General features: G+C 63.6%; 27 protein-coding genes. 15 read left to right on the top strand and 12 right to left on the bottom strand.

Annotated features, from left to right (window positions below):
• Window positions 1-157: 157 nt before the first annotated feature.
• From SAS01S_RS15730 to SAS01S_RS15745, 4 genes are all read right to left on the bottom strand, one after another.
• Window positions 158-727: a CHAP domain-containing protein gene (locus SAS01S_RS15730; RefSeq protein WP_066810513.1), complete on the bottom strand. Its 570-nt coding sequence runs from the start codon at window positions 725-727 to the stop codon at window positions 158-160.
• A 50-nt stretch (window positions 728-777) separates the two neighbouring features.
• Window positions 778-1,653, bottom strand: coding sequence for a DUF817 domain-containing protein (locus tag SAS01S_RS15735; protein WP_066810555.1), 876 nt, complete (start codon window positions 1,651-1,653; stop codon window positions 778-780).
• Between the two features lie 174 nt (window positions 1,654-1,827).
• The gene (locus SAS01S_RS15740) at window positions 1,828-2,685 is read right to left on the bottom strand and encodes an AAA family ATPase (protein WP_066810557.1); all 858 of its coding nucleotides are present in this window, start codon (window positions 2,683-2,685) and stop codon (window positions 1,828-1,830) included.
• Between the two features lie 102 nt (window positions 2,686-2,787).
• On the bottom strand, window positions 2,788-3,453 hold the full coding sequence (locus tag SAS01S_RS15745; RefSeq protein ID WP_066810515.1) for a DUF6975 family protein: 666 nt from the start codon (window positions 3,451-3,453) through the stop codon (window positions 2,788-2,790).
• Between the two features lie 214 nt (window positions 3,454-3,667).
• On the opposite strand from SAS01S_RS15745, the gene SAS01S_RS15750 reads away from it, so the two are divergent.
• The 4 genes from SAS01S_RS15750 (at window position 3,668) to SAS01S_RS15765 (ending at window position 8,354) form a co-directional block, all read left to right on the top strand.
• The gene (locus SAS01S_RS15750; RefSeq protein ID WP_066810516.1) at window positions 3,668-5,359 is read left to right on the top strand and encodes a M28 family peptidase; all 1,692 of its coding nucleotides are present in this window, start codon (window positions 3,668-3,670) and stop codon (window positions 5,357-5,359) included.
• A gap of 153 nt (window positions 5,360-5,512) precedes the next feature.
• Window positions 5,513-5,992 (top strand): DUF2844 domain-containing protein, encoded by a 480-nt coding sequence (locus SAS01S_RS15755; protein WP_084239087.1) that lies wholly within the window; start codon window positions 5,513-5,515, stop codon window positions 5,990-5,992.
• Window positions 5,989-7,347, top strand: coding sequence for a DUF3443 family protein (locus SAS01S_RS15760; RefSeq protein WP_066810520.1), 1,359 nt, complete (start codon window positions 5,989-5,991; stop codon window positions 7,345-7,347). Before SAS01S_RS15755 ends, SAS01S_RS15760 begins: the two co-directional genes overlap by 4 nt.
• Before the next feature lie 122 nt (window positions 7,348-7,469).
• Complete coding sequence (locus tag SAS01S_RS15765) at window positions 7,470-8,354, top strand: AraC family transcriptional regulator (protein ID WP_066810522.1); 885 nt, start codon at window positions 7,470-7,472, stop codon at window positions 8,352-8,354.
• A 100-nt stretch (window positions 8,355-8,454) separates the two neighbouring features.
• On the opposite strand, the gene rpoD is transcribed toward SAS01S_RS15765, so the two are convergent.
• Both rpoD and dnaG read right to left on the bottom strand, forming a co-directional pair.
• Window positions 8,455-10,488 carry an RNA polymerase sigma factor RpoD gene (gene rpoD / locus SAS01S_RS15770; protein WP_066810524.1) on the bottom strand — a complete coding sequence of 678 codons (2,034 nt, stop codon included), beginning with the start codon at window positions 10,486-10,488 and terminating at the stop codon, window positions 8,455-8,457.
• Window positions 10,489-10,522: 34 nt separating this feature from the next.
• Window positions 10,523-12,370, bottom strand: coding sequence for a DNA primase (gene dnaG, locus SAS01S_RS15775; protein WP_066810526.1), 1,848 nt, complete (start codon window positions 12,368-12,370; stop codon window positions 10,523-10,525).
• Window positions 12,371-12,477: 107 nt separating this feature from the next.
• Here dnaG and SAS01S_RS15780 point away from each other — a divergent pair, with 107 nt between their 5' ends.
• From SAS01S_RS15780 to SAS01S_RS15790, 3 genes are read left to right on the top strand one after another with little or no spacing between them, the layout of a single operon-like run.
• Window positions 12,478-12,792, top strand: coding sequence for an ArsR/SmtB family transcription factor (locus SAS01S_RS15780; RefSeq protein ID WP_066810528.1), 315 nt, complete (start codon window positions 12,478-12,480; stop codon window positions 12,790-12,792).
• Window positions 12,789-13,148 carry an SRPBCC family protein gene (locus SAS01S_RS15785; RefSeq protein WP_066810530.1) on the top strand — a complete coding sequence of 120 codons (360 nt, stop codon included), beginning with the start codon at window positions 12,789-12,791 and terminating at the stop codon, window positions 13,146-13,148. Before SAS01S_RS15780 ends, SAS01S_RS15785 begins: the two co-directional genes overlap by 4 nt.
• A 47-nt stretch (window positions 13,149-13,195) precedes the next feature.
• Entirely contained in the window at window positions 13,196-13,816 is a 621-nt protein-coding gene (locus tag SAS01S_RS15790) for an ATP-dependent Clp protease proteolytic subunit (RefSeq protein ID WP_066810532.1), read from the top strand.
• A 214-nt stretch (window positions 13,817-14,030) separates the two neighbouring features.
• Here SAS01S_RS15790 and SAS01S_RS15795 read toward each other — a convergent pair whose 3' ends face one another.
• Window positions 14,031-14,483 (bottom strand): GatB/YqeY domain-containing protein, encoded by a 453-nt coding sequence (locus tag SAS01S_RS15795; RefSeq protein WP_066810534.1) that lies wholly within the window; start codon window positions 14,481-14,483, stop codon window positions 14,031-14,033.
• Between the two features lie 105 nt (window positions 14,484-14,588).
• Here SAS01S_RS15795 and carA point away from each other — a divergent pair, with 105 nt between their 5' ends.
• The 5 genes from carA (at window position 14,589) to SAS01S_RS15820 (ending at window position 20,847) form a co-directional block, all read left to right on the top strand.
• On the top strand, window positions 14,589-15,755 hold the full coding sequence (carA, locus tag SAS01S_RS15800; RefSeq protein ID WP_066810536.1) for a glutamine-hydrolyzing carbamoyl-phosphate synthase small subunit: 1,167 nt from the start codon (window positions 14,589-14,591) through the stop codon (window positions 15,753-15,755).
• Complete coding sequence (locus tag SAS01S_RS15805) at window positions 15,752-16,183, top strand: hypothetical protein (protein WP_066810538.1); 432 nt, start codon at window positions 15,752-15,754, stop codon at window positions 16,181-16,183. The genes carA and SAS01S_RS15805 overlap by 4 nt, the downstream gene beginning before the upstream one ends.
• A 37-nt stretch (window positions 16,184-16,220) precedes the next feature.
• On the top strand, window positions 16,221-19,544 hold the full coding sequence (gene carB, locus SAS01S_RS15810) for a carbamoyl-phosphate synthase large subunit (protein WP_066810539.1): 3,324 nt from the start codon (window positions 16,221-16,223) through the stop codon (window positions 19,542-19,544).
• An 82-nt stretch (window positions 19,545-19,626) separates the two neighbouring features.
• Entirely contained in the window at window positions 19,627-20,103 is a 477-nt protein-coding gene (gene greA / locus SAS01S_RS15815) for a transcription elongation factor GreA (protein WP_066810540.1), read from the top strand.
• An 87-nt stretch (window positions 20,104-20,190) separates the two neighbouring features.
• A complete protein-coding gene (locus tag SAS01S_RS15820; RefSeq protein ID WP_245656937.1) occupies window positions 20,191-20,847 on the top strand; it encodes a rhomboid family intramembrane serine protease in 657 nt (218 codons plus the stop codon).
• 42 nt (window positions 20,848-20,889) lie between these two features.
• Here the strand turns inward: SAS01S_RS15820 and SAS01S_RS15825 are convergent, their stop codons facing one another.
• The 5 genes from SAS01S_RS15825 to SAS01S_RS15845 form a co-directional block, all read right to left on the bottom strand.
• Complete coding sequence (locus SAS01S_RS15825) at window positions 20,890-21,120, bottom strand: DUF4170 domain-containing protein (protein ID WP_066810542.1); 231 nt, start codon at window positions 21,118-21,120, stop codon at window positions 20,890-20,892.
• 311 nt (window positions 21,121-21,431) lie between these two features.
• Window positions 21,432-21,884 carry a hypothetical protein gene (locus SAS01S_RS15830; RefSeq protein ID WP_157082851.1) on the bottom strand — a complete coding sequence of 151 codons (453 nt, stop codon included), beginning with the start codon at window positions 21,882-21,884 and terminating at the stop codon, window positions 21,432-21,434.
• 32 nt (window positions 21,885-21,916) lie between these two features.
• Window positions 21,917-22,204, bottom strand: a complete 288-nt coding sequence (locus SAS01S_RS15835) for a DUF3618 domain-containing protein (RefSeq protein WP_066810546.1) — start codon at window positions 22,202-22,204, stop codon at window positions 21,917-21,919.
• The gene (locus SAS01S_RS15840; RefSeq protein WP_066810548.1) at window positions 22,201-22,557 is read right to left on the bottom strand and encodes a phage holin family protein; all 357 of its coding nucleotides are present in this window, start codon (window positions 22,555-22,557) and stop codon (window positions 22,201-22,203) included. The genes SAS01S_RS15835 and SAS01S_RS15840 overlap by 4 nt, the downstream gene beginning before the upstream one ends.
• A gap of 15 nt (window positions 22,558-22,572) precedes the next feature.
• Window positions 22,573-23,046: a hypothetical protein gene (locus SAS01S_RS15845; RefSeq protein WP_066810559.1), complete on the bottom strand. Its 474-nt coding sequence runs from the start codon at window positions 23,044-23,046 to the stop codon at window positions 22,573-22,575.
• 189 nt (window positions 23,047-23,235) lie between these two features.
• On the opposite strand from SAS01S_RS15845, the gene eno reads away from it, so the two are divergent.
• The 3 genes from eno to SAS01S_RS15860 all read left to right on the top strand — a co-directional run bounded on the left by eno (window position 23,236) and on the right by SAS01S_RS15860 (window position 26,914).
• A complete protein-coding gene (eno, locus tag SAS01S_RS15850) occupies window positions 23,236-24,516 on the top strand; it encodes a phosphopyruvate hydratase (RefSeq protein WP_066810550.1) in 1,281 nt (426 codons plus the stop codon).
• Between the two features lie 298 nt (window positions 24,517-24,814).
• On the top strand, window positions 24,815-25,057 hold the full coding sequence (locus SAS01S_RS15855; RefSeq protein ID WP_066810551.1) for an FtsB family cell division protein: 243 nt from the start codon (window positions 24,815-24,817) through the stop codon (window positions 25,055-25,057).
• An 87-nt stretch (window positions 25,058-25,144) separates the two neighbouring features.
• Window positions 25,145-26,914, top strand: a complete 1,770-nt coding sequence (locus SAS01S_RS15860) for a DUF885 domain-containing protein (RefSeq protein ID WP_066810553.1) — start codon at window positions 25,145-25,147, stop codon at window positions 26,912-26,914.
• Window positions 26,915-26,923 lie beyond the last annotated feature (9 nt).

Genomic DNA, 26,923 nt, shown 5'->3' on the forward strand with positions numbered 1-26,923 from the left:
CCACAACGCAACCGCGAAGCGGCGGGCGGCTTTTGCCGCGTGGAGGGCGTCGCTCGTCGGTCACGATGCTAATCGCATCGCTCCCTCCTCGTTCCTACCCACGCGACAAAATCCGCTCCGTCTCGACCCCGCCGCCATTGAGTACAGACCCTCAAGGTCAGCGATAGGCGTCGATCAGCGCGCCGACGTAATCGGGATCGCGACCGGTCAGTTCGGGAGCGGGCTTTGCCTTATGGCCGTCCAACGCCAAAGGATAAATGAAGCCGTAAAGGGGGAAGGTGGTCGATCCTAGCCCCTCGGCATCGCGATACCAGACGCGCACTTCGCTCCAGTCGTTGTCGGTGCTGACATCGGTCAGCGTGACGTCCTGCTCGGCGTGGCCGCGCTCGCCGTTCATCCGCGACCAATTGGCGTGGGTAACCATCGCCACGCGGCTGTCGACCACCCGGCTGATCACCGCGACATGGCCGAGCGGCAGGCGTGCGGTCTTGCGAAAGACGACGACCGCTCCAGCGCGCGGGGTCTGGCCGCGGCGATATCGACCCTCGGCTTGATCCCACCAGGTCCAGGCATCGCCATAGATCTGGATGCCAGACGCCGCTCGTGCGAACGGCACGCACTGCCCGACATAGTCGAGCAATGTTCCGGCGCGCGCTGGGGCAACTGCTCCCGCCAACAGGGCCAAAGCAGCCGCCAGCACGCGGAGATGGGGGGGATATCTCCTCATGCCCGTCTGCCATAGGGAGTGTGGACTGACCGGATGGTTGGCGGACGGGGTTAATTAGCTGGTGACCGTAAATTCATTTCGCGATCATCGTGATGGATCAGCGACACCATCACGACCGAGATGATCATCAGCAGATACCAAGAGCCGAGCTTGGTGGGGCTCACCATGGCCCAGCCATGGCGCTGGTTGGGATAGGACCAGGCATGGGCGAAGGTGGCCAGATTCTCGGCAAACCAGATGAACAGGGCGACCAGAAAGAAGCCGAGCAGCACTGGCATCCAGCGTTCGCAGCGGAACGGCGTGAAATAGAAGCGCGAGCGCCAGAACATCAGCGCGATGATCGCAAACAAGAGCCAGCGAATGTCGGGCAGCCAGTGGTGGGAGAAGAAATTGACGTAGATCGCGACGGCAAGCGCGATCAGCGCGCGCCGCGACGGCCAGTGATCGAAATGGATTCCGAAGATGCGCCAGATACGCGCGATATAGCTGCCCACCGCGGCATACATGAACCCCGAATAGAGCGGCACCAGTCCGATATGGAGCACGCCGCCGGCCGGATAATTCCACGAGCCAGCCTGTGTCTTGAACTGCTCCATGATCGTGCCGGTGACATGGAACGCGAGGATGACCCGGGCTTCTTCCCAATTCTCCAGACGGAAGGCGAGCATGCCGATTTGGATCGCGATCGCCGCCAGCGTCACGAAGTCGTTACGTGCGAGCGGCGCGTCATCGGGGTAGAAGAGGTGCGCGCCGAGCAGGAGCGCGAGCATCAGCGCGCCGAACAGGCACGCCCAGCCTTGCTTGAACCCGAACAGCAGGAATTCGTAGACCCACGACTTCCACCCGCTGCTCGGCTGCGCCGCCTCGAGCCGCACGCGGACGCGGGCGAAGCGCGTGGCGCCGGGCGATGAAGGGATGTCGCTCATCAACACGTCATGCCAGCGTAAGAGCATCAGGTTAAGCATGCCCCGCATGCTTAAGGATCGTCCGGGGGACGATCCGATGCTCATCTCAGAAGGCTTGAGACCGCAGCTTGCGCTGGGGTGACGGTGTGTGACCCGCAGCTTGCATTCGGAGCCAACCCGTCGGCCGCGTTGCGATCAGCGCGGCGCGCCACCCTGCTGGCGCTTGGCCATGAACGCCAGTCTTTCAAACAGCATCACGTCCTGCTCGTTCTTGAGCAAGGCGCCGTGGAGCGGGGGGATCGCCTTGGCCGGGTCGCGATTCTGCAGCACGTCGAGCGGCATGTCCTCGTGGAGCAGCAGCTTCAGCCAATCGAGCAACTCGCTGGTCGACGGCTTCTTCTTGAGGCCGGGCACGTCGCGAACGTCGTAGAAAATGTCCATCGCTTTCGACACCAAGATCTTCTGGATGCCGGGGAAGTGGACGTCGACGATCGCCTGCATCGTGTCGCGGTCGGGGAATTTGATATAATGGAAAAAGCAGCGACGCAGGAACGCGTCGGGCAATTCCTTCTCGTTGTTCGAGGTGATGACGACAATCGGCCGTTCGGCCGCGCGCACCGTCTCCTTGGTCTCGTAGACATGGAATTCCATGCGATCGAGTTCCTGGAGCAGGTCGTTGGGGAATTCGATATCGGCCTTGTCGATCTCGTCGATCAGCAGGACGGGGACCTCGGGCGCGGTGAACGCCTCCCACAATTTGCCCTTGCGGATGTAATTGGAAATGTCGTGGACGCGCTCGTCGCCCAGTTGGCCGTCGCGCAGGCGAGCGACCGCGTCATATTCGTACAGGCCTTGCTGCGCCTTGGTGGTCGATTTGACGTTCCACTCGATCAGCGGCGCGTTGACCGCCTTGGCGATCTCATAGGCCAGGACGGTCTTGCCGGTGCCAGGCTCGCCCTTGACCAGCAACGGACGGCGAAGAGTCACCGCGGCGTTGACCGCGACCTTCAGGTCTTCGGTCGCGACATAGCTTTGGGTGCCTTCGAAGCGAATCATTGCTGTCCCCGAATTTTTCGAAACTCGGGTTTGCTTAGGGCGGGTGTACTTGGAAACGCAAGCTTAGGGACGCCCTGCCGGCCCGTCTTGGCGAAACAGCTAGCTTCGGTCGCGCGCGCTCTTGCGGGCTTCGGCCAGATCCCAAAGTGCGCGATGCTGGGCGAGCAGCTGTTGCGCGCCAAAGCTCATCGCGCGCTCGACCGGCGCTTCGGCGGCCAGCGTCACCGCGATCGTCTGCGTCTCGGCATCGATCGGCAAGTTGGACGGCAGCGGCGCAAACCCGGCGCGATCGGCGGCGGCACTCATCAGCGCGCGCACCGCGTGCCAGTCGAGCACCAGGGCGATCGAGGCGCCCACCGCGCACCCGGCGCGATCCGACTGCGCCAGCATGTCGAGCGCGTGGCGTTGCGCGTTGACGGCGGCTTCCGATTCGGCCTGGCCGGGCGTGGAAGGGATCGGTCCCGCCGCGGCGGTCAGGCGCGCAAGCAAAGCGCGTTCGTCGGCGAATGATTCGGCCGCGGCCTCCAGCCACGGCTGGGCCGTCTGGCTGTGCCCATGGCCGACCGCATGATCGATCACCCCGGGATGGCGGCCGTGCAACGCGCACAGCAAATGGATCGCGTCGGCGAGGTCGCGCGTCGCAGCGCCCGGCGCGCACATGGCGCGGACGAACGGGTGGCGTGCGCTGCCATCGGCATCGGCGAGCGCGGCAAGCACGCTCCACCCGCCACCGCGGCGATCAAATGATAGTGTTTCGACTGACATGGTTCCCCAATGCCTAATGTGGCTCCGCGCACTCTGGGGCAGAGGGATATACCGAACCACGTAAAGACGCGGTTTATGCGCCCTTAAGTATGTCGCAACCGCCGCAGGAGCGGGGCGCTTCGGCGCAGCCCCTTAACAGCCCAATGTCGGCGCGCATTCTTGCCGGTCCCGTCGGTCGCCTGTAGCAATTGGATCGAGACGGGGGAGGAACGCAATGACGAGATGGTGGGCGGCGCTGATCGCGCTGGCCGGTGCGGTGATCCTGGCGATCGTGGCGACAACGCCGCCGGGGCCGGCATCCTCCGATGCGTCCGCCACAGCTTTCTCGGCGATTCGCGCAATGACGGACGTCCGCGTGGTCGGCCGCGCGCCGCACCCGACTGGCAGCCACGAGGACGCGCAGGTGCGCAGCTATCTGATCGCGCGGCTCAAGGGGATGGGGCTGGAGGTCGCAACCGCCACCGGGACGATGAGCCCGCAGGCCAAGAAGCGGCTCGACGGTTGGCGCAAGATTGTCGCGCCCGCGCCGCCGCTTACCAACATCGTCGCAATCCTGCCCGGTCGCGATCGCGCGCAACCCGCGGTCCTGTTGATGGCGCATCACGACAGCGTCTGGGGATCGCCCGCCGCGGCCGACGACGGTGCGGGCGTGGCGTCGGTGCTGGAGACGATTCGCGCGATCAAGGCGGGCGGGCAGCCGCGCCGGGACGTGATGGTGCTGCTGACTGATGGCGAGGAACTCGGGCTGGAAGGCGCGAAAGCGTTCTTCGCCACCGATCCGCGCCGGGCGCATGTCGGCGTAATCGTCAATCTTGAGACGCGCGGCGGCGGCGGGCGCGCGACGATGTTCGAGACCGGGAGCGACAATGGCGCGATGATGGACCTGTTCGGCAGCGCAGTACGCAGGCCGGTCTCCACCTCACTCAGCGTGTTCATCTACAAGAAACTGCCCAATTCGACCGACCTGACCGTGGCCAAGAAACTCGGCTATCCGGGATTCAACTTCGCATTCATCGGCCGCGCGGGGCTTTACCATTCGCCGCTGGCGACTCCCGACGCGCTCGACCAGGGCGCGTTGCAGGACATGGGACGCCAGACGCTCGATTTGACGCGCGCCCTTGCCGATGCGCCGGTGCTGCCGGGCAGGGCAGCCGATCGTACCTTTTTTGACGCTTATGGCCTGGCCTTCGTCAGCTATCCGGCGGCATTGGGCTGGCTGTTCCTGGTGATCGGCGGATTGGGGTATGGCGCCGCGGCGTGGCGGCGCGCGACGGCCGGAGAGGTCGCGAAGGGGGCGGGCATGCTGCTCGCGCTGATCGTTGTCGCGATGGCGGGGCTCTACATCGTCAACGGGATCTCGGGCGCCTGGGGCAAGGTCAATTATTACGACAGGCTTGCGGCGATTCCCCGGCTTCAGGTTCAGGCGTTGCTCGTCTGTCTCGCCGCTTTCCTGACGGTCCGTCGGTGGCTGCCGTCGCGGGTCGGGAGCATCGCCGGCGCGGCTATCCCGTTGCTGGCGCTCGGCGTCGTCATGCAGGCAGTGGCGCAGATCGCCTCCTATCCCTTCGCGGTGCCATTAATGCTTGGCGGCGTGGCGCTGGCGATCGATCGCTATGCGGGGAGAAGTATTGGAATTGCAGCGACGATCGTCGCCGCGATGCTGGGCGTCGGTTATATGCTCGGTTTCGGCTTCTTCCTGCTTCAGGCGGTCGGCCCGGGCATGCCGATGATCGCCGCGAGCCCGCTGGCGATCAGCGCGGTGTTGCTCTTGCCGCTGATGCCCGAACCACGACGCGCACTGACCATGGCGGCGGCCTTGCTGGTCGTTGCCACCGGAATCGCTCTGTGGGTCCTACTCGACCCGGTGGCGCCAAGCGTCGCGGTGTACAGCGACGTGAAGAAGTAAGCCGGCAGAAAGCAACAGCCCTCCTGGATTGCAGACGGCCGAGATTCGCCGCCCAAACGGACGTTGACTCGCCACCGGCGAGGAATAGGCTGCTGATCGCTCGCGGCGAGATCAACGTGCGCAGCGATGTTGCGTTTGGAGGGTTGTTAGACCGTGTCTCTGATCCATCGCGCTGGTGCGCTCGGCCTCGCGGCAGGCTGCCTGTTTCTCTCCACCGCCGCATCCGCGAAGCTCGGGGGATCCGTTTCGAGCATCACCGAGGATCGCGGGCGAATGGCGGTCAGCATGAAGTCGGTCGCGATGGGTCGCTACACGCGCCACGAAATGACGCGTCCGAATGGCGGTTCGGTACGGGAGTTCACCAACGCCGCCGGAATGGTGTTCGCGGTGACCTGGTCCGGCCCGGGCAAGCCCGATCTTAAGACCTTGTTCGGAACTTATTTCTCGACCTTCCAGTCGAATAGCGTCGCGACGGCGCGACAGATGCACTCGCTGCGACGGCCCCCGCAGGTCGCGCAGCGCGACCTGCAGATCCAGGCCGGCGGCCATATGGGCTGGTTCCACGGGGTGGCGTTCGTGCCCTCGCTGGCGCCGCCCGGCTTTTCGATCGACGATCTGGCGGCGCAACCGTGAAGGTTTGCAAGCAGCTCGGCGGGCTGATGATCGCGTTGGCGCTCGTCGGTTGCGGGGGCGGGGGCGGGGGCGGCGGTTCGTCGGTGGGAGGCAGCACTTCCACGCCCACTCCGACACTAAGCCCTACACCCACACCGACGCCAACGCCGACGCCGACCCCCGCCGCCAATACGGCGACGGTGACGCTCGACGCAGGCCCTGCCGCGCTGAATACCGGTGCGGGTGCCTATACCGCGTTCAACGAGCCCTATGTTTCGGTCACCATCTGCGCGCCGGGCTCGACAACCAATTGCCAGGTGATCGACCACGTCATTCTCGACACCGGGTCGGTCGGCTTGCGCATCATCAAGCCGGTGCTCAACGCCGGCCTGCTCGCCGCGTTGCCGTCTGAGAGCGACGCATCGAGCAATCCGGTCGGCGAATGCTATCAGTACGTGAACTCCTATGCTTTCGGCTCAGTGCGGATGGCGGACTTCTCGATCGCGGGGGAAAAAGTCGCCAACATGCCGTTCCAGGCGATCGGTGACAGCGGGACCTTCACCAGCGTACCTTCGAGCTGCTCCTCGGGCGGCGGTACTGCGATCCAGACAGTGCAGGATTTCGGCGCCAACGGGATCATCGGTGTCGGGACGACCACGACCGATTGCGGCAGCTTTTGCACGGTCGCCGGCGGCTCTTCGGGCGCGATCTATTACGATTGCCCGGCGAGCGGCTGCAGCGGCGTGATCGCGCGAGCCGCCAACGCCGCCGCGCCGTTCCAGCAATTGCCCAACCCGGTCGCGGCCTTCGCCACTGACAACAACGGCACGATCGTCTCGCTGCCGTCCGTGGCGCAACGGGGTGTGGCGAGCCTGACCGGCACCGTCACTTTCGGCATCGGCACCCAGGCCGACAACAGCCTCAGCGCCGCCAACATACTGCCGCTGACGACCTCCTCGAGCGGGCTGGGCGCCGGCCTGCTCACCGCGACCTATAACGGCAAGCAACTCACCCAGAGCTTCCTCGACAGCGGTAGCAACGATTATTACTTCATCGACACCAGCCTCAATCCCTGCACCGATGCGAGCCTGATCGCTTTTTATTGTCCGGCGATGCCGATCCCGCTGTCGCCTCTGTTGACGGCGACCAACGGCGTGACCGCGAGCGGCGCGTTCGAACTGTACAGCCCGCTGGACGTCTCCGGCACCTCGACCGTGGCGCCGGGGCTCGGCGTCAACCCGACGCTCGTCAAACCGCCACTACCGTTCGCGAACAGCTTCGATTTCGGGGTGCCGTTCTTCTTCGGACGGACGGTTTATACCGCGATCGAGGGCCGGCCCGCAGGCGGGGTTGGCGGGCCATACGTGGCGTTTTGAGATAGTGCGATCGCAAGTCGGTGATCGTTGTGAACGTGCGATCGATCCATCCGGAACCGCAAGATCGGTCGAGCAGACCATCGCCATGAGCGACTAGCTGGCGCCGCCACGGAGGAAGGACGATGAAGGCGGCGCTTCAGAACTATCAGGACCGGATGCAGCGGGTGCTGGACTATATCGACCAGCATCTCGACGGCGATCTCGATCTGGAAACGGTGAGCCGCGTCGCGGCTTTCTCCAAATTCCATTTCCATCGGCAATTCATGGCAACGTTCGAATTGTCCGTGCATCGCTATGTCCAACTCGCCCGTATGAAGCGCGCGTCGCACCAACTCGCTCATTGCAGCGCCGACAGCGTCACGGACATCGCGATGGACGCCGGTTACGATGCGCCCGATGCCTTTGCTCGCGCCTTTCGGCAGCGGTTCGGGCAGTCGCCGTCGTCGTTCCGGAAATCTCCCGACTGGGAACCGTGGCTTGCGGCCTTCGGGCCTCTCGACAATGCGAGGAGCAAGCTCATGCAACACAGTTTTACCCATGACGACGTGACCATCCGCGACGTGCCGCCGATGCCGGTGGCGATCATGGAGCACCGGGGCGACCGGGCGACATTGGGCGATACCATCCAGCGCTTCATCGCCTGGCGCAAGGCCGCCGGCCTGTCGCCCGCGACCAGTCCGACCATCAACGTGTTCCGGTCCGAGCGAACCCCCGCGGTCGCGGCCGATTACGCGATGGATCGGTGCGTCGGAATCGACCAGCCGGTCCCGCCGAACGAAGAGGGGATGGAAGCCGGCGTGATCCCCGGCGGGCGCTGTGCGGTGCTGCGCGTGGTCGGCGCGACCAACAATATGGAGCCCGCCGCGCTCTATTTGTATCGCGATTGGCTGCCAGCGAGCGGCGAGGAAGTGCGGGATTTTCCGATCTATTGCCGGCGGTATCTTACTTTTTCCCCGGATGCGCCGGTTCATGACGCAGTCGCGGAGCTATTCCTGCCGTTGAAATAAATAGAGCCGCCCCGCTTGCGGGAGAGGGGTTTGAGTTAAACGGCCAAAAAAAGGCCGCGGCGGTTTCCCGTCGCGGCCTCTTTTCGTTCGGTGATCGAGCTTATTGATCCAGGAACGACCGCATCTTGCGCGACCGGCTCGGGTGCTTGAGCTTCCTCAGCGCCTTTGCCTCGATCTGACGGATACGCTCGCGCGTAACGCTGAACTGCTGGCCGACCTCTTCCAACGTGTGATCGGTGTTCATTCCGATGCCGAAGCGCATGCGGAGCACGCGTTCCTCGCGCGGCGTGAGCGACGCCAGTACGCGAGTCACCGTTTCCTTGAGGTTGGCCTGGATCGCGGCGTCGACCGGGATGACCGCATTCTTGTCCTCGATGAAATCGCCCAGGTGCGAATCCTCCTCGTCGCCGATCGGCGTTTCGAGGGAGATCGGTTCCTTGGCGATCTTCATTACCTTGCGGACCTTTTCGAGCGGCATTGACAGGCGCTCGGCCATTTCCTCGGGCGTGGGCTCGCGGCCCTGCTCGTGGAGGAACTGGCGACTGGTCCGCACCAGCTTGTTGATCGTCTCGATCATATGGACCGGGATGCGGATGGTCCGCGCCTGGTCGGCGATCGAGCGGGTGATCGCCTGGCGGATCCACCAGGTCGCATAGGTCGAGAATTTGTAGCCGCGACGATATTCGAACTTATCGACCGCTTTCATCAGGCCGATATTGCCTTCCTGGATCAGATCCAGGAACTGCAGCCCACGATTGGTGTATTTCTTGGCGATCGAGATCACGAGACGGAGGTTGGCCTCGACCATCTCCTTCTTGGCGATCCGCGCCTCGCGCTCGCCCTTTTGCACCATGTTGACGATGCGACGGAATTCGGGGAGCGCCATGCCGGTCTGCTGCGATATCTCGGCGATCTCACCGCGGATACGATCGACCGCGCCCGATTCGGTGGTTGCGAACGCGGTCCACTTCTTGTCGAGGCTGCCGACCGTGGTCAGCCACGAATCGTCGAGCTCGTGACCCTGATAACGGTTGAGGAAATCGGCGCGGGCGACCTTGTGACGCTCGGCCAAGCGCAGCATCTGCCCGCCCAACGCGGTCAGGCGCCGATTGAAGCTGTAAAGCTGGTCGACCAGATATTCGATCTTCGCCTGGTGGAACTGGACGCTCTCGACCTCGGCGGTGAGGTCCTCGCGCAGCTTCTGGTACTTGCGCTCCTCGGCCGCCGACAGCTCGCCACCAGCGCCCATCGCGTCGAGGCGCTGCCCCTGCATCTTGGAGAATTTCTTGTAGATCGAGGTGATGTTGGCGAACCGCTCGAGCGCCATCGGCTTGAGCTGCTCTTCCATCTGGGCGAGGCTGAGCGTGTTGTCCTCTTCCTCGTCGTCCGAGATGCGCGGCGCACGACGCTCGGTCATGTCGTCCTCGTCCTCGTCGGCCGCCTGGACCTCCTCGGGCTCTTCTTCTTCCTTGAAGCTGGCGCCGGCGGTCTTCTCGCTGATCTCGCCCGAATCGTCGGCCTCGGCGTTCTCGACCTGCTCGGCCGAGGGACCCTTGGACAGCATGGCGTCGAGATCGAGGATCTCGCGAAGCTGCATCGTCCCTTCGTTGAGCGCGGTCGACCAGTCGATGATCGCGTTGAAGGTGATCGGCGATTCGCACAGGCCCAGGATCATCGTGTCGCGGCCGGCTTCGATCCGCTTGGCGATCGCGATCTCACCCTCGCGGCTGAGCAATTCGACCGCGCCCATCTCGCGCAGGTACATGCGCACCGGATCGTCGGTGCGGTCGATCGTCTCTTTCTTCTTTGTCTCGAGCGCGGGGGCGTTTTCCTCGGACGAATCGACCGGGTCGATATCCTCGTCCTCGTCCTTTTGATCTTCTCCGTCCTCGCCGCCCTCGTCATTCTCGACGACGTTGACGCCCATTTCGTTGAGCGCGGACATCACGTCCTCGATCTGCTCGGACGACATCTGGTCCTGCGGCAACATTTCGTTGAGCTGGTCGACGGTGATGTACCCACGCTTCTTGGCGCGGGCGACCAGCTTCTTGATTTCCGCATCGTTGAGATCGATCAGCGGAGCGTCGCCCGTCTCAGCCGGTTCTGCCGCTTCCGCCATAGTCGTCTTCGCCATCAAATGCCCTCGGTTTTACGCTGTGTGCGTAATTTTACGCGTCATTGTTCGCTTGTATCAGATTTGCAAGCCGCAGTTCCAAAGCTCGTTGCTCGCGCAACAGTTCCATTTGCCGTTGGAAAGCTTCATCCGACGCGGATATTTCCAATTCGGATGTCGCCTGCGCCAGCGCCGCATCGACTTCGGGCCGCGCCACCATGATCGCTATCGCTTCGTCCAGATCGGCGCTGGCCCGCTCGGGCTCTGCACCATCCTGGGTAAACGAATAGGGAGTGGCATCGGCTCTCAGCAGATCGGTGGTTATCTGACCAAGTCCTGATGAGCCCAATATGGTGATCAGGCGCCGGCTATCAAGCGCCCGGTCCTCGAGCGCCAGATCGACCACGGCTTCGAACAATCGCCCGAGCGCGCCATCAGCCAGTTTGAGGCTGCCCAGTACCTCCATATGGCGAGCGATTTCCGCGGGATGGCGGATCAGCCCGGCAAGCACCGCCTTGGCCAGCAGCCGGTCGATTCCGGCGGCGCGCACCGCTTTCGCCTGGGATGTGGCCGGGGGCAGGGGAGGCACCCATTTGGTGCCCGGCTTGCGTGGCGTGAACTGGCGCGGGGTGAAATCGCGTTGCGGGCGCGCGAACAGATCGTCGATGCGGCGACGGAATTCGGCCTGATATTCGTGACGCACGTCGGGATCGGCGATGGTCTCGGCGTGGGTCATCAGCCGACGCTTGAGGCCGGCGCGCTGCTCGGGCGTGTCGAGCGGCTCGGCGGCATATTCGTGCGCCCATAGGCGATCGACCAAGGATTCGGGTTTTTCGAGCAATGCCTCGAACGCTGCCGGACCACGGGCGCGGACGAGATCGTCGGGATCCTGACCTTCAGGCAAGGTCACGAATCGCAGGCTGCGCCCGGGCGCGAGCCCGGGAAGCGCGCGCAACGCCGCGCGGATCGCGGCTTTCTGCCCCGCCGAATCGCCGTCGAAGCACAGGATCGGCACCTCGGACAGCCGCCACAGCCGTTCGAGCTGATGCTCGGTCAGCGCGGTGCCGAGCGGCGCCACCGCTTCGCCGAACCCGACCTGGGCGAGCGCGATCACGTCCATATAGCCCTCGACCACGATGACCCGGCCGGTCTTGCGGCTGGCTGGGGCGGCGCGATCGAGATTGTAGAGCGTGCGGCCCTTGTCGAAGAGCGGCGTGTCGGGCGAATTGAGATATTTGGGTTCGCCCTGACCGATCACGCGCCCGCCGAACGCGATCACGCGGCCGCGCGCGTCGCGGATCGGGATCATCAGGCGGCCGCGGAAGCGATCGTACGGTTCCTTGTCGTCGACCTTGATCAACATACCCGATTCGATCAGCGCCGGGTCGCCATAGCTTTTGAGTTCCTCGCGCAGTTTCACACGCGAATCGGGCGAATAGCCCATGCCAAAGGTGCGCGCGGTGTCCGCCTTGATCCCGCGCTTCTCCAGTACCGATCGCGCCTCGGCGCCGGCGATGCCGTTCAACTGATCGGTGAAGAACTGCGCGGCGTCGGCCATCAGGTCGTGCAAACCCTTGGCACGCTCGGCGCGTTCGACCGACTGGCGATCCTGCGCAGGCATTTCCATGCCGGCGGCTTGGGCGAGTTCCTTGACTGCGTCGATGAACGGCAGCCCCTGCTGCTCGGTCATCCAGCGGATAGCATCGCCATGCGCCGAGCAGCCGAAGCAGTGATAGAAGCTCTTGTCGTCGTTGACGTAAAAGCTCGGCGTCTTCTCGCTGTGGAACGGGCAGCAGCCTTTGAACTCGCGCCCCGCCTTGGTGAGCTTGACAGTCTTCCCGACCAGCGCGGACAGCAGGGTGCGCGCGCGGAGTTCGTCGAGGAAGACGGGGGTAAGACTCACTCGCGCATTATATCACGCTCATGCCGCAACGCCGTGCGGTTTGGCAACCGCGGCGAAACCTCCATTTCGGTATTGCCAATCAGATAAGTATACGCTTATCTGTCGGCATGATTGAGAATGAGCTGTTTAAGGCTCTGGCCGACCCGACCCGCCGCGCGATCTTCGAGAAGCTCGCGAGCGGAGCCATGAACGCTAGCGCCTTGCGGGACGGCATGAGCATCAGCCAACCGGCAATGTCGCAGCACCTTGCCGTGCTGCGCACCGCACGTCTGGTTCGCGAAGAGCGTCAGGGGCGTTTCGTGAACTATGAAGTCGACCCGGAGGGGCTGGCGCTCATCGCCGGATGGTTGACCAAGTACCGCGCTTATTGGCCCGCGCGGATCGATGCGTTGAAGATCTTGCTGAAGGACATGGAGCCATGAGCGATACCGAGCCCCAAAAGCAGGCCGCGGATCTAGTGTTCGAATACGAGCTCGATGCCCCGCCCGAAAAGGTCTGGCGAGCGATCAGCGTGCCCGGCTTTCGGGATAAATGGCTGCCCAAAGAGGATCTGGCCGATGCCGATCCGGTCTCCACCGAACCTGGCGAGGAAATCCGCTACGCAATGCGCGACGGCGATCCGCCGTTCCTCGAGAGCATCGTCACCTTTGAGGTCAGGCCCGGCACGGACGGCGGCTCGATCCTGAGGGTGGTTCATGGTCTGACGGATGCGCGGCTGGTGCCACGCACATTGCCGGCGGCGAACAATAACGGCCCGTTGATGATGCTCGCGGCCTGACGCCCCGGCCTACCGGCACTAAAAATTCAGGACATAGGAGTTCGCCGATGCGCGAAGCGATGCAACTCGTCCCCATGGTCATCGAGCAATCCAGCCGCGGCGAACGCTCGTTCGATATCTATTCGCGCCTGCTGCGCGAGCGGATCATCTTTCTGAACGGGGAAGTGAACGACGCCGTGGCCGCGCTTGTCTGCGCGCAATTGTTGTTCCTGGAGGCCGAAAATCCCCGGAAGCCGATCCAGCTTTACGTCAATTCACCCGGCGGCGTCGTGACCAGCGGCCTCGCGATGTACGATACCATGCAATACATTCGCGCGCCCGTTCACACGCTCTGCATGGGGACGGCGCGATCGATGGGCTCGTTCCTGCTGATGGCGGGCGAACCCGGCGAACGCGCCGCCTTGCCCAATGCCAGCATCCTCATCCACCAACCGTCGGGTGGTTTTCAGGGGCAGGCGTCGGACATGCTGATCCACGCCGAGGAAATCTTTCGCACCAAGCAGCGCATGACCCGGCTCTACGCCGAGCATTGCGGCCGGACCTATGAAGAGTTCGAGGTCGCGATGGACCGCGATCGCTTCATGACGGCGGAAGAAGCGATGGAATGGGGCCTGATCGACCGCATCCTGACAGAACGCGAGGCTGGTACGGTGGGGGTTGATGCCTAATCACTTCGTGCTTAAGCGAAGGGTGAGAACCCAAGGTAATCCGCCACGTTGCTACGCTGGGTTCCGTCTAATGCCCAACCGTCACCCCGGCCTTGTGCCGGGGTCCACCGGGCTGCAAGCGCGGGACAAGAGGTTCAAGGGCTAGGCTAAACTGCCCGGTGGATGCCGGGACAAGCCCGGCATGACGAATTGAATTGCTGTTTGTCGATCCGCCCTACGACAGAGCCGCCTTCACCAGCCCGCTTGCCTTGGACATGTCCAGGTTCTGCGCATGCCGGGCCTTCAGCTCCGCCATCACGCGGCCCATGTCCTTCATGCCCGAGGCGCCCAGCTCGGCCTTGATCGCCTCGATCGCCGCGCTGGTTTCCTCGTCGCTCATCTGCGCGGGCAAGAACCGCTCGATCACGTCGATCTCGCCTTGCTCGACATCGGCGAGTTCCTGGCGGCCGCCCTTCACATACATCTCGATCGATTCGCGGCGCTGCTTGACCATTTTCTGCAGCACTTCGGTAACGAGCGTGTCGTCCTCGGTCGGTTGCGTCTTGACGCGCTCCTCGATATCGCGGTTCTTGATCGCGCTCTGGATCAGGCGGATCGCGGCGGTGCCCTGCTTGTCGCCGCTTTTCATGGCGGTGATCAGCGCGTTCTTGATGTCATCTCTTATCATCAGGCCCACATAGCGACGCCAGCCGGTTGACGCGAGGGGGTGGGGGGTCTAGCTGCCGGGCCTTAGCGACATCGCTGCCCAAACCAAACGGAGTGCCCGCCCGCAATGGCCGACGCCAAGCCTTTCGACGTGCCCGCAGGAGCGACCGGATGCCTAGTTCTGGCGTCCGGGGAAATAGTGTGGGGCCGCGGCTTCGGTGCCGAGGGCCAGGCGGTCGGTGAGGTGTGCTTTCACACCGCGATGACCGGCTATCAGGAGATCATGACCGACCCGAGCTTCGCCGGTCAGATCATCACCTTCACGTTCCCGCATATCGGCAATGTCGGCGCCAATCCCGACGACGTCGAGGCGAACCTGCCCCACGCGCTCGGGATGATCGTGCGCGAGGACGTCACCGCGCCGTCGAACTTCCGTTCGGTCGAGCGGCTCGACGACTGGATGAAGCGCCATGCCCGTGTCGGCCTGTCGGGGATCGATACGCGCGCGCTGACCAAGCGAATTCGCAGCGGCGGCGCGCCCAATGGCGTGATCGCGCATGCCGCCGACGGCAAGTTCGACATTCCGCTGCTACTCGACATGGCGCGCGCCTGGCCCGGGCTCGAAGGCATGGATCTCGCGATCGCGGTCACCACCGAGATGGATTACGGCTGGGAAGGCGGCGTCTGGCGGCTCGGCTTCGGCTATGGCGGGGAGGGGCGTGAGGATGACCGCCCCCATGTCGTGGCGATCGATTACGGCGCCAAGCGCAACATCTACCGCAATTTGGTCAAAGCCGGCGCCAAGGTCAGCGTCGTCCCCGCCACCGCGACCTTCGACCAGGTGATGGCGCTCAAGCCCGACGGCCTGTTCCTGTCTAACGGCCCGGGCGATCCCGCCGCGACCGGCGAATATGCCGTGCCGGTGATCCAGCAATTGCTCGAGACCAACATCCCGTTGTTCGGCATCTGCCTCGGCCATCAATTGCTCGGGCTGGCCGTGGGCGCGACAACGACCAAGATGTTCCAGGGCCATCGCGGCGCCAACCATCCGGTCAAGCGCCTCAGCGACGGCGCCGTCGAGATTACCAGCATGAACCACGGCTTCGCGGTCGAACGCGACAGCCTCCCGGCCAATGCCCGCGAGACGCATGTGTCGTTGTTCGATGGCTCGAATGCCGGGTTGGAGCTGACCGACCGCCCGGCGTTCAGCGTGCAATATCACCCCGAGGCGAGCCCAGGACCGCAGGACAGCTTCTACCTGTTCGAGAAGTTTGTGAGGGCGCTGGCGGTATGATTCTTTCACTTCTCGGCTTGCTGCTCGCGCAGCCCGGCCAGATCATGTCGGTCCCGAGGCCCGAATGGGAAATAATCTGCGTCGCTGGCGAACTAGGCGCCGACGGAAAGCCATTGTGCAGCGCGCTGAGCAATCGCTTTCCTAGTTTCCTTTTCGAACGCACCGACACGGGCATGCGGATCACCTACTACGATAATTGCGCGTCCAAGCGGGCACCCGACAAGTTCGTCAACGAACCGAAGGTTGAGGTTCCGCTTGCACGCGATGCGTCGAAGGAGGCGATTCAAAAAGCGTTCAACCAGAACAGTCTGTTGTTGCTCGCTTCTTTCAACGCATTTTGTGGCCGTCCCGCGCCGCAACTCAGTTTCGACCAAGATGCGTTGGCGAAGGCGGTCGACGCCGTTTTCATCAGGAAGTCCGGTAAATAATCGTGCACGTTCATTTTCTTGGAATTTTGACGAAATAATGCCCAAACGCACCGACATTTCTTCGATCCTCGTTATCGGCGCCGGGCCGATCGTTATCGGCCAGGCATGCGAGTTCGATTATTCAGGCACGCAGGCGATTAAGGCGCTGCGCGAAGAGGGCTATCGCATCGTCCTGGTCAATTCGAACCCGGCGACGATCATGACCGATCCCGACCTGGCCGACGCGACCTATATCGAGCCGATCACCCCGGGCGTCGTCGCCAAGATCATCGAGAAAGAGCGCCCCGACGCGGTGCTGCCGACGATGGGCGGGCAGACCGCGCTCAATACCGCTTTGGCGCTGGCGCAGGACGGCACGCTCGAGAAGTTCGGCGTGATCATGATCGGCGCGGATGCCGAGGCGATCGACAAGGCCGAGGACCGGCTCAAGTTCAAGGACGCGATGACCAAGATCGGGCTCGAAAGCGCCCGCTCGGCGATTGCTCATTCGGAAGCCGAGGCGCTGGAAGGGCTGGAGAAGGTCGGGCTGCCGGCGATCATCCGCCCGAGCTTCACGCTGGGCGGGACCGGCGGCGGCGTGGCGTACAACAAGGACGAGTTCATCAACATCGTTCGCAAGGGGCTCGACGCCAGCCCGACCACCGAGGTTCTGATCGAGGAATCTTTGCTCGGCTGGAAAGAGTACGAGATGGAGGTCGTCCGCGACCGCAAGGACAATGCCATCATCGTCTGCTCGATCGAGAATATCGATCCGATGGGCGTCCACACCGGCGATTCGATCACCGTCGCGCCCGCGCTGACGCTGACCGACAAGGAATATCAGATCATGCGCAACGCGTCCATTGCGACGCTACGTGAAATCGGCGTGGAAACAGGCGGTTCCAACGTCCAGTTCGCAGTCAATCCGAAGGATGGGCGGCTTGTCGTCATCGAGATGAACCCGCGCGTGTCGCGCTCGTCGGCGCTGGCGTCGAAGGCGACCGGCTTCCCAATCGCCAAGGTCGCGGCCAAGCTGGCGGTCGGCTACACGCTCGACGAGATCATCAACGACATTACCGGAGCGACGCCGGCGAGCTTCGAGCCGACCATCGATTACGTCGTCACCAAGATTCCGCGCTTCGCGTTCGAGAAGTTCAAGGGCGCCGAAGCGGTGCTGTCGACCGCGATGAAGTCGGTTGGCGAAGTCATGGCGATCGGCCGCAACATCCACGAATCGCTGCAAAAGGCGCTGCGTGGGCTCGAGACCGGGCTGTCGGGGTTCAACACCGTTGATCGCCTGGTCGGCGCGCCCAGGGACGAAATCGAGGCCGCGCTGGCCGTCGCGACTCCCGACAGGCTGCTGGTTGCGGCGCAGGCGCTGCGTGAAGGCTTCACGGTCGCTGAGGTCCACGCGATCGCCAAATACGATCCCTGGTTCCTCGAACGGATCGAGGAGATCATCGCTGCCGAGAGCGAGGTCATCGCCAATGGCCTGCCGCAGGACGCCGCCGGCATGCGCCGGCTCAAGTCGATGGGCTTCAGCGACAAGCGGCTCGCCTATCTCGCGGTGCAGTCGGTTGGGCTCCGCGATCGTTTCCCGGCGCGCAGCGGGCTGATCCACGAAGCGGTCAAGGCGATGGCCGGCGGGGTCAATGAGGACGAGGTGAGGGCGCTGCGCCATCGCCTGGGCGTGCGGCCGGTGTTCAAGCGCATCGACACCTGCGCCGCCGAGTTCGACGCCAAGACGCCGTACATGTACTCGACCTACGAAGCGCCGAGCTTCGGTGAGCCCGAGGACGAGAGCCAGCCGTCGACTCGGCGTAAGATCGTCATCCTGGGCGGCGGTCCCAACCGGATCGGGCAGGGGATCGAGTTCGACTATTGCTGTTGCCATGCCTGTTTCGCGCTGGCCGAGGCCGGGTTCGAGACGATCATGATCAATTGCAACCCGGAGACGGTGTCGACCGATTACGACACCTCGGATCGGCTCTATTTCGAGCCGCTGACCGCCGAGGATGTGCTCGAGATTCTCTATACCGAGCAGCAGGCGGGTGATCTGGTCGGCGTCATCGTCCAGTTCGGCGGGCAGACCCCGCTCAACCTGGCGCGCGCGCTCGAAAAGGCCGGGATTCCGATCCTCGGCACCAGCCCCGATGCGATCGACCTGGCCGAGGATCGGGAGCGCTTCGCGGCGTTGGTCAACAAGCTTGGCCTGCACCAGCCCGCCAACGGGATCGCGCGCAGCCGCGACGAGGCGGTCGCGGTGGCCGAACGCATCGGTTACCCGGTGCTCATGCGTCCGAGCTATGTCCTGGGCGGCCGCGCGATGGAGATCGTCGACGGCACCCAGCAGCTCGACGATTACATCCAGACCGCGGTCCAGGTATCAGGCGATTCGCCGGTGCTGATCGACCAATATCTGCGCGACGCGATCGAGGTCGACGTTGACGCGATCTGCGACGGTACCGACGTCGTGGTCGCCGGCGTGCTCCAGCATATCGAGGAAGCCGGCGTCCATTCGGGCGACAGCGCCTGCTCGATTCCGCCCTACAGCCTGTCCGATGACATCATCGCAGAAATCGAGCGCCAGACCGACTTGCTGGCCCGCTCGCTCAACGTCGTCGGGCTGATGAACATCCAATTCGCGGTCAAAGATGGCAAAGTCTATCTGATCGAGGTCAATCCGCGCGCCAGCCGCACGGTGCCCTTCGTCGCCAAGGCGATCGGATCGCCAATCGCCAAGATCGCCAGCAGGGTGATGGCGGGCGAGAAGCTCAAGGACCTGCCGGTGATCGATCGCGACATTGGCTATTTCGCGGTCAAGGAAGCGGTATTCCCGTTCAACCGCTTCCAGGGGATCGATCCGGTTCTCTCACCGGAAATGAAGTCCACCGGCGAAGTCATGGGAATAGATCAGGATTTCACCGCGGCCTTCGGCAAGGCCGAACTCGGCGCGGGGACGATCCTGCCCGAGCGCGGCACGGTGTTCATCAGTGTCAAAGACAGCGACAAGCCGGTCATCCTGCCCGGCGCTCGCGCGCTTGCCGATTTCGGCTTCACCGTCGTCGCGACCGGCGGCACTGCCGACTATCTCACCGAGCACGGCGTGCCGGTCGAGCGCGTCAACAAGGTGGCGCAGGGACGTCCGCATATCGTCGATCGGATCAAGGACGGCGGCATCGACATGATCTTCAACACGACCGAGGGCTGGCAGTCGCTCAAGGACTCGCAGCCGATCCGCCAAGCGGCGGTCGCGCAGAAGATTCCGCACTTCACCACGGCCTCGGCATCAGTCGAAGCTGCAAAGGCCATTGTCGCGCTTGCAACACGGTCACTTGAAGTTCGGCCGCTGCAATCCTATCATTCGCACTCGCACAATTGATCCCCTCACAAGAGAAACAGGTGCGGGCGGTCCGGGGACGGGTCGCTTGGGGATGGATATTTGAAACGAGGGACCAGGGGTTATGGCGACTGTTGAGAAGATGCCGATGCTGCAAGAGGGCTATGAAAAGCTCACTGCGGATCTGCGCCGTCTCAAAGACGAGCGGCCCCAGATCGTCGATGCGATCGAGGAGGCCCGCGCGCACGGCGATTTGTCGGAAAACGCCGAATATCATGCCGCCAAGGAGCGTCAGGGCCAGATCGAGGCGTCGATCGCCGATATCGAGGACAAGCTCAGCCGCGCGCAGATCATCGATCCGACCGAATTGTCGGGCGACAAGGTTGTGTTCGGCGCGACGGTGACGTTGCTCGACGACGACGAAAAGCCGGTCAAGTACCAGATCGTCGGCCAGACCGAGGCGGACGCCAAGAGCGGCCGCATCTCGTACAATTCGCCGCTCGGCCGCGCGCTGATCGGCCGCAAGGTCGATGACGAGGTCGAAGTGTCGGTGCCGGCCGGCGACCGCTATTACGTCGTCGCCAAGATCGAGTTCATTTAGAGCATCGCGCGGAAAAGTGGGTACCCGTTTTCCGCGAAAAGCGATGCGACCACAGATAAATAGACCGACCTGCATGATTCAGAAATCATGCAGGTCGGTCTAAACCCGATGCATTTCCGCGATGCGCCGGCGACGTATGGGATCGCGATCCTGACCGTCGCCGTGTCGGTATGCGCGATCCTGTTCGTCGCGCCTGACGTGGCAGCGGTGACCGGTGGGTTCATTCCCGGTCGCGTTCCCGACGTGCCGATCGCCAATTATGCCGGCTGGCTAGTGCCGGTCTGGCTGACTCCGCTCAGCGCCACCTTGCTGCATGGCGGGTGGATGCATCTGTTCTTCAACATGGTGATGCTGGTCTATTGCGGACGCGAGGCTGAGCGTGCGCTCGGATCGGTCAGTGTTGCGGCGCTCTATGTGATCGGCGCCTATGCCGCAGCGGCGGGGCAATGGGCGCAGGATCCGGGCGCGGTCATGCCGATGATCGGCGCCAGCGGAGCGATCTCCGCGCTCGTGGCGGCCTATGCGATGCTGTACGGCGGGAGCCGCACGCCAGGCGTCGGCCCGCTACCTGCGGGGCTTATCCACGCTTTGTGGCTTGGTGTGGCCTGGACGGGCATCAATCTGCTGATCGGGTTCACGACGATGATGGGCCAGCCGGTTGCTATCGGCGCGCATATCGGCGGGTTCATCGTCGGCCTGATTCTGGCGCGCCCGTTGCTGCTGTGGCGATATCGCAAGGCGTAAGGGGCAACCTCAGCCAGAAGCCGATAAAATCTGCATTCGCTCTTAAGCGTGCGGCGCCTGCAACTCTGGATCGGGCTCGAGCAAGCGGTGGAGGTGGACGACCACGAACTTCATTTCGGCATCGTCGACCGTCCGCTGCGCGGCGGCGCGCCAAGCTTTTTCGGCGCTGGCGTAATCGGGAAAGATGCCGACGACCTCGACGGTCGTTTGATCGAAGTCGAGCGTTCGCGGATCCTTGACGCGACCGCCGAATACGAGGTGGAGCTTGCTCATGGCTCCACCCTCTAGGGCTCGTCTCCGCCTCTCGCAACGGTCGTGATTGCCCGAGGCAGTGCTCCGACGAGGAGCGTAGCGCAGACGCGTAGCAGAAGCTACGCGCAAGCAAGCGACGACGCTCGGGGCGCTGCATCGGGCAACCGCTTCGCGGCGGGCGGAATTTGGCGCAGGGCGTCGTCGCGTCGTCGATCACGATGCTGATGGCATCGCTCACTCCTAGCTCCTAGTCCTGCGCCAAATTCCGCTCCGTCACGACCGTTGCGAGAGGCGGAGACGAGCCCTCCTGCTGCGCTGCAGCGTTGAAGCGCCTATTTGGACTTCTTCGCCGGCTTGATCTCCGCGGCCGCGACAGGGCTGCCGTTGAGCGCCGCTTCCCCCGCGCTCGACACCGCTTTGGCCACCTGGTCGATCAGCTTCGAAACCTGCGCTTTTGCCGCGTCCTTGCTGAGCGGCAGCGAGCCGAGCTCTGCCTTGGCCGCGTCGCGCGCGGCTTCGGCGGCGCCGGCCGCGGCACCGGTCAGGCGCTTGCCGACCGAGCCGAGCAATTCCGTTTCGCGTTTGGTCTTAGGCAGCAAAGCGCCCGCCGCCAGGCCGATGGCGATCCCGCCGGCGACGACCGCCAGCGGATTGGTCTCGATTGCCTTGCCGGCGCGTTCGGCGACCTTGCGCGTTTCGTGGAGCGCGTCGTTGGTCGCGCCGCGTGCGGTCGCCAGGGCGCTTTCCATGCGGCCGCTCTGTTTGGTCTCTGCTGTCTCGGTCATATCCATGTCCCTCTGATATGGGGTCGAACTCTTCATGCGTCGGTCGGTTGCCTTCGGAACAGCCGGGCGAGCGGTTTACGCGCGATAAATGCGGTCAACAGCGCGGCAACGCCGACCGCAGGCAGGGGATTACGCTTCACCGACTCGATCCCCGACCGCGCCATTTCGCCACCGACCTCTTTCAGTTCTTCAACCGCATCGCGAGCGAGGGCACTGGGTTTGAGTCTGGATTGCAGCGCGACGACCGTTTGGGCGAGCTGACGCCGAGCATCGACGGAATTGGCCTCCGCCTTCACCAGTTCGTCGTCGATCAAATTCACGGCCGCTCGTCCTTGTCCTTGATTTCGGTCGCCTTCTTGACCAGCAGCCAGGCACTCCAGCCCATGATCGCGGTAACCAATACACCGCCACCGACCACGATCAACGTCGCCCACCCGGGGCCGACCAGCCAGCGCAAGGTCATCAGCAACCCGACCAGCGCCGCCACGAGCACTGCCTGGGCCAGCACGAGCGCGCCGATCCCGAGCAGGATCGCGTTGCGCGCCTCGTCCAGGCGCGAAAACAGCCGCGCGCGGTAGAGCTTGACCTCGGCCCGAACGAAATTCTCGCCATCGTCGATCAGACGACTGACCAGCGAGGTGATGCTGTCGTCGGGCTGCGGTTCCCCCTCCACGCGCGGCCGCTCGGATCAGGCTTTGGTGTCGTTCGACGGCTTGTCCGACGGTTTGTCGGCCTGGCCGTCGAGCCCCGCCTTGACCAATCGCGCCAGGACAAAGCCGATCGCCGCGGCGGTGCCGATCGCGACCGCCGGGCTCTTCTTCACGAACTCGCGCGCATCGTCGATAATGTCGTCGACCTGCTTTTCCTTGAGCGCGCCGGAGAAATTGGCCACCGCGTCGGCGGCGGAGCGGGCATATTGGCCATATTGCTCGCCGACCTTCTCATCGACCGTGCCGGCGGCTTCCTGCAGCATCTTCGCCAGCTCGTCGAGCGCGGTGCCGGCGCGGCTCTTGCCGTCTTCGGCATAGCCCTTCGCCTTTTCGCCCGCGTCATTGGCGAATTTGATCACATTGTCCTTGAGCGCCTGGGTGGCGTTCGGCTTGTCGCCAGTCGTCCCGCCGGCGGTCCCGTTCGGCGTCTCGTTCGATGCGGTATCGGCCATGGTACTCTTCCTTACTGGTTCGCTGTCGACGGACGTCGACAACCGTTGTTCCATATCGACAACCAAGGCGGCGCTTGCCGGTTCCGTCATGCGGGACAAGCGATTTGCCGCCCGCGCGCGAAGCCGTTAGAGCGCCGCCGCGACGCCCCAATCCAATTCCTATTACCCCCAATCTAGGAAGACCGTTCCATGACCGCAATCATCGACATTCACGGCCGCCAGATCATCGACAGCCGCGGTAATCCCACGGTCGAGGTCGAAGTGATGCTCGAGGACGGGTCGTTCGGTCGCGCGGCGGTGCCGTCGGGCGCCTCGACCGGCGCGCATGAAGCGGTCGAATTGCGCGATGGCGACAAGAGCCGCTGGTCGGGCAAGGGCGTCCAGAAGGCGGTCGACGCGGTCAATAACGAGATCGCCGACACCCTGCTCGGCTTCGATGCCGAGGATCAGGCCGAGGTCGACGCCGCGATGATCGCGCTCGATGGCACGCCCAACAAGGCCCGGCTGGGCGCCAACGCGATCCTGGGCGTCAGCCTGGCGACCGCCAAGGCCGCGGCCGACGCGCGCGGCTTGCCGCTCTATCGCTATGTCGGCGGCGTCAACGCGCACGTTTTGCCGGTGCCGATGATGAACATCATCAACGGCGGCGAACATGCCGACAATCCGATCGACTTCCAGGAATTCATGATCATGCCGGTCGGCGCCTCGTCGCTGTTCGAGGCGGTGCGCATGGGCTCGGAAATTTTCCATACGCTCAAGAAGATGCTTCATGAGAAGGGCCTGTCGACTGGCGTCGGCGACGAAGGCGGGTTCGCGCCCGACATCGCCAACACGACCGACGCGCTCGACTTCATCATGCGCGCTATCGAAGGGGCGGGGTACACAGCCGGCGACGACGTGATGCTGGCGCTCGACCCGGCGTCGACCGAATTCTTCAAGGACGGCAAGTATCACATTTCGGCCGAGGGCAAGGTGCTGACGCCGCACGAAATGGCCGCCTATTACGCAGACCTGGTCGCCAAATACCCGATCATCTCGATCGAGGACGGCATGGCCGAGGACGATTTCGAGGGCTGGAAGGCGCTGACCGACATGGTCGGCGACAAGGTCCAATTGGTTGGCGACGATCTGTTCGTGACCAATCCCAAGCGGCTGGCGGACGGAATCGAGCGCGGCCTCGCCAATTCGATCCTGGTCAAGGTCAACCAGATCGGCACGCTGACCGAGACGCTGGCGGCGGTGTCGATGGCGCAGCGCAATTCGTACACCGCGGTGATGTCGCACCGTTCGGGCGAGACCGAGGATTCGACCATCGCCGACCTCGCGGTCGCGACCAATTGCGGACAGATCAAGACCGGCAGCCTGGCGCGGTCGGACCGGTTGGCCAAGTACAACCAGCTGATCCGCATCGAAGAGGAACTGGGCGACGTCGCGGTGTTCGCGGGGCGGAGTGTGATCAGGGGGAAGTAAGCCCAAACCGTCATGTCGGCCTTGTGCCGGCACCCAACGTGCAACAATGCCCGGATTCCGTTTTGGAGGATTGGGCCCCGGAACAAGTCCGGGGTGACGACCGAGCCTGTTGCTGCCCGGCCACTCGCGATTCAATTTATCGCCGATCCGATTCGATTCGGCGATTTATGGTTAAATACTAGCTTGATCCGCGAGTCGTGGTGAGCGACAAGGCCATCCCAATATGCCATCTCGTCGCCGCTCCACCTTCGGGTCCGTTTTTCGTCGTGCCGCTTTTCCCGCGCTCGCGCTGGGGTTCATGGCGTTTTTCGGTATTTACGCCGTGGTCGGCAGCAATGGCGCGCTTGCCTATGGCGATTACCAGCGCCTGCTCGCCAAGAAGCAGCAGCAACTCGCTGACCTCAAGCAGAAGCAGACGGTGCTCGCCAACCGCGTCCAGTTGCTCGACCCGAACAAGGTCGACCCCGACATGGCCGACCAATTGACTCGCGAGAAGCTCAATGTGGTTAACCCCAACGAGGTCGTTGTCCCGCTAAAATAAGTGGGTGCGGGTCGCACAGGAGCGAGCGCACTGGCGCCGCGCCGCGCAATCTGGCAGCACTCCGCCCCATAAGGTTCGGAGAGTCCAATGAAGTTCAAGCTGCTGGGCGCGGTCGCCTGTATCGCGCTGACGTCGTGTCATTCGTCGACCACTTCCTCCAACGTCAACGCGACCAACGTCAACGAAACCACTGCCAATATGACGGCGGCAGTCCCCGCGGCACCTTCGCCGCAATGGGCTCAGTTCCGCGACGGTTTCATCGACGGCTGGTTCAAGCTCGATCCCGCCTTCGCGGTCTATCAAGGCAAGCACGAGTTCGACGGGGTGATGCCCGACTGGAGCCCGTCGGGGCTGAAGGCGCAGGCCGATTTCCTGCACAAGGCGGTCACCGACGCCCAGGCGTTCGACAAGACCAAATTGTCTAAGGAAGATGCCTTCGAGCGCGACTATCTGATCCAGGTCGCGCGCGGGAAACTGTTCTGGCTCGAGGATGCCGATCAGCCGCACACCAACCCGGCTTATTATGTCGGCAACGGCCTCGATCCGAACACCTATATCGCGCGGCCCTACGCGCCGGCGAAGGTGCGGATGGAGGCGCTGATCAAATTCTTTCGCCAGGTGCCGTCGGCGGTGTGGAACATCCGCACCAATCTGCGCACACCGATGCCCGAGAGCTTCATCAAATACGGCGTCGCGGCGTTCAGCGGCTTCGCCGATTATTATCGTGGCGACGCGCGCAAGGCGTTTGCCAGCGTCCGCGACAAGAAGATGCAGAAGGATCTGAAGGACGCCTCCGAAGCCGCGGCGGTGGTGACGGGCGACCTTGCCAAATGGCTCGGCAATCAAAAGAAGACCGCGACCAAGGATTTCGCGCTGGGGCCGGAGAAGTTCCAGCGCATGCTCGCTGAGACCGAAGGCGTCGACACTCCGCTCGACCAGCTCGAAGCAGCGGGCAAGGCAGACCTGGCCAAGAACCAGGACGCGCTCAAGCAAGCCTGCGCCAAATATGCGCCGAAGAAGACGATCCAGGCCTGCATGGACAAGATGTCGGCCAACAAACCCGCCGGCAACGATCCGGTGGCCGAGGCGCGGCGCCAGATCCCGATGCTGCGCGCCTTCGTCCAGTCGCATGACATCGTCTCGATCCCCGGCACCGAACAGGCGCTGGTCGAGGAAAGCCCGCCCTACAACCGGCAGAATTCGGCCTATATCGATCCGCCGGGGCCGTTCGATAAGGGCATTCCGTCGGTCTATTACATCTCGCCGCCGGACCCGAGCTGGCCCAAGGCCAAGCAACTCGGCTTCGTGCCGGGCAAGATGGACCTGCTTTTCACCTCAGTGCACGAAGTGATGCCGGGCCATTTCGTCCAGTTCCTCCACGCCAACCGTTCGCCCTCGCTCTTCGGCCAGCTGTTCGTCGGCTATGCCTATGCCGAGGGCTGGGCGCATTATGCCGAAGAAATGATGTGGGACGCGGGCCTGGGGAATGGCGATCCCGAGACGCATATCGGCGAATTGTCCAACGCGCTGCTGCGCGATTGCCGCTTCCTGTCGGCGATCGGCATGCATGCGCGCGGCATGACCCAGGCCGATTCGTACAAGATGTTCCGCGAGCAATGCTATCAGGACGAAGGCAATTCGGACCAGCAGGCGGCGCGCGGAACGTACGATCCGGCGTACCTCAACTACACGCTCGGCAAGCTGATGATCCGCAAGCTGCGCGACGATTGGATCGCGACGCGCGGCGGGCGCAAGGCGTGGAAGCAGTTTCACGACCAGTTCCTCTCCTATGGTGGCCCGCCGATCCCGCTGGTGCGGGGCGCGATGATGGGGACTGAGGCGAAGTCGGTTTTTTGAGCGATCATT

It is taken from the genome of Sphingomonas asaccharolytica NBRC 15499, assembly GCF_001598355.1.
GTDB lineage: Bacteria > Pseudomonadota > Alphaproteobacteria > Sphingomonadales > Sphingomonadaceae > Sphingomonas > Sphingomonas asaccharolytica.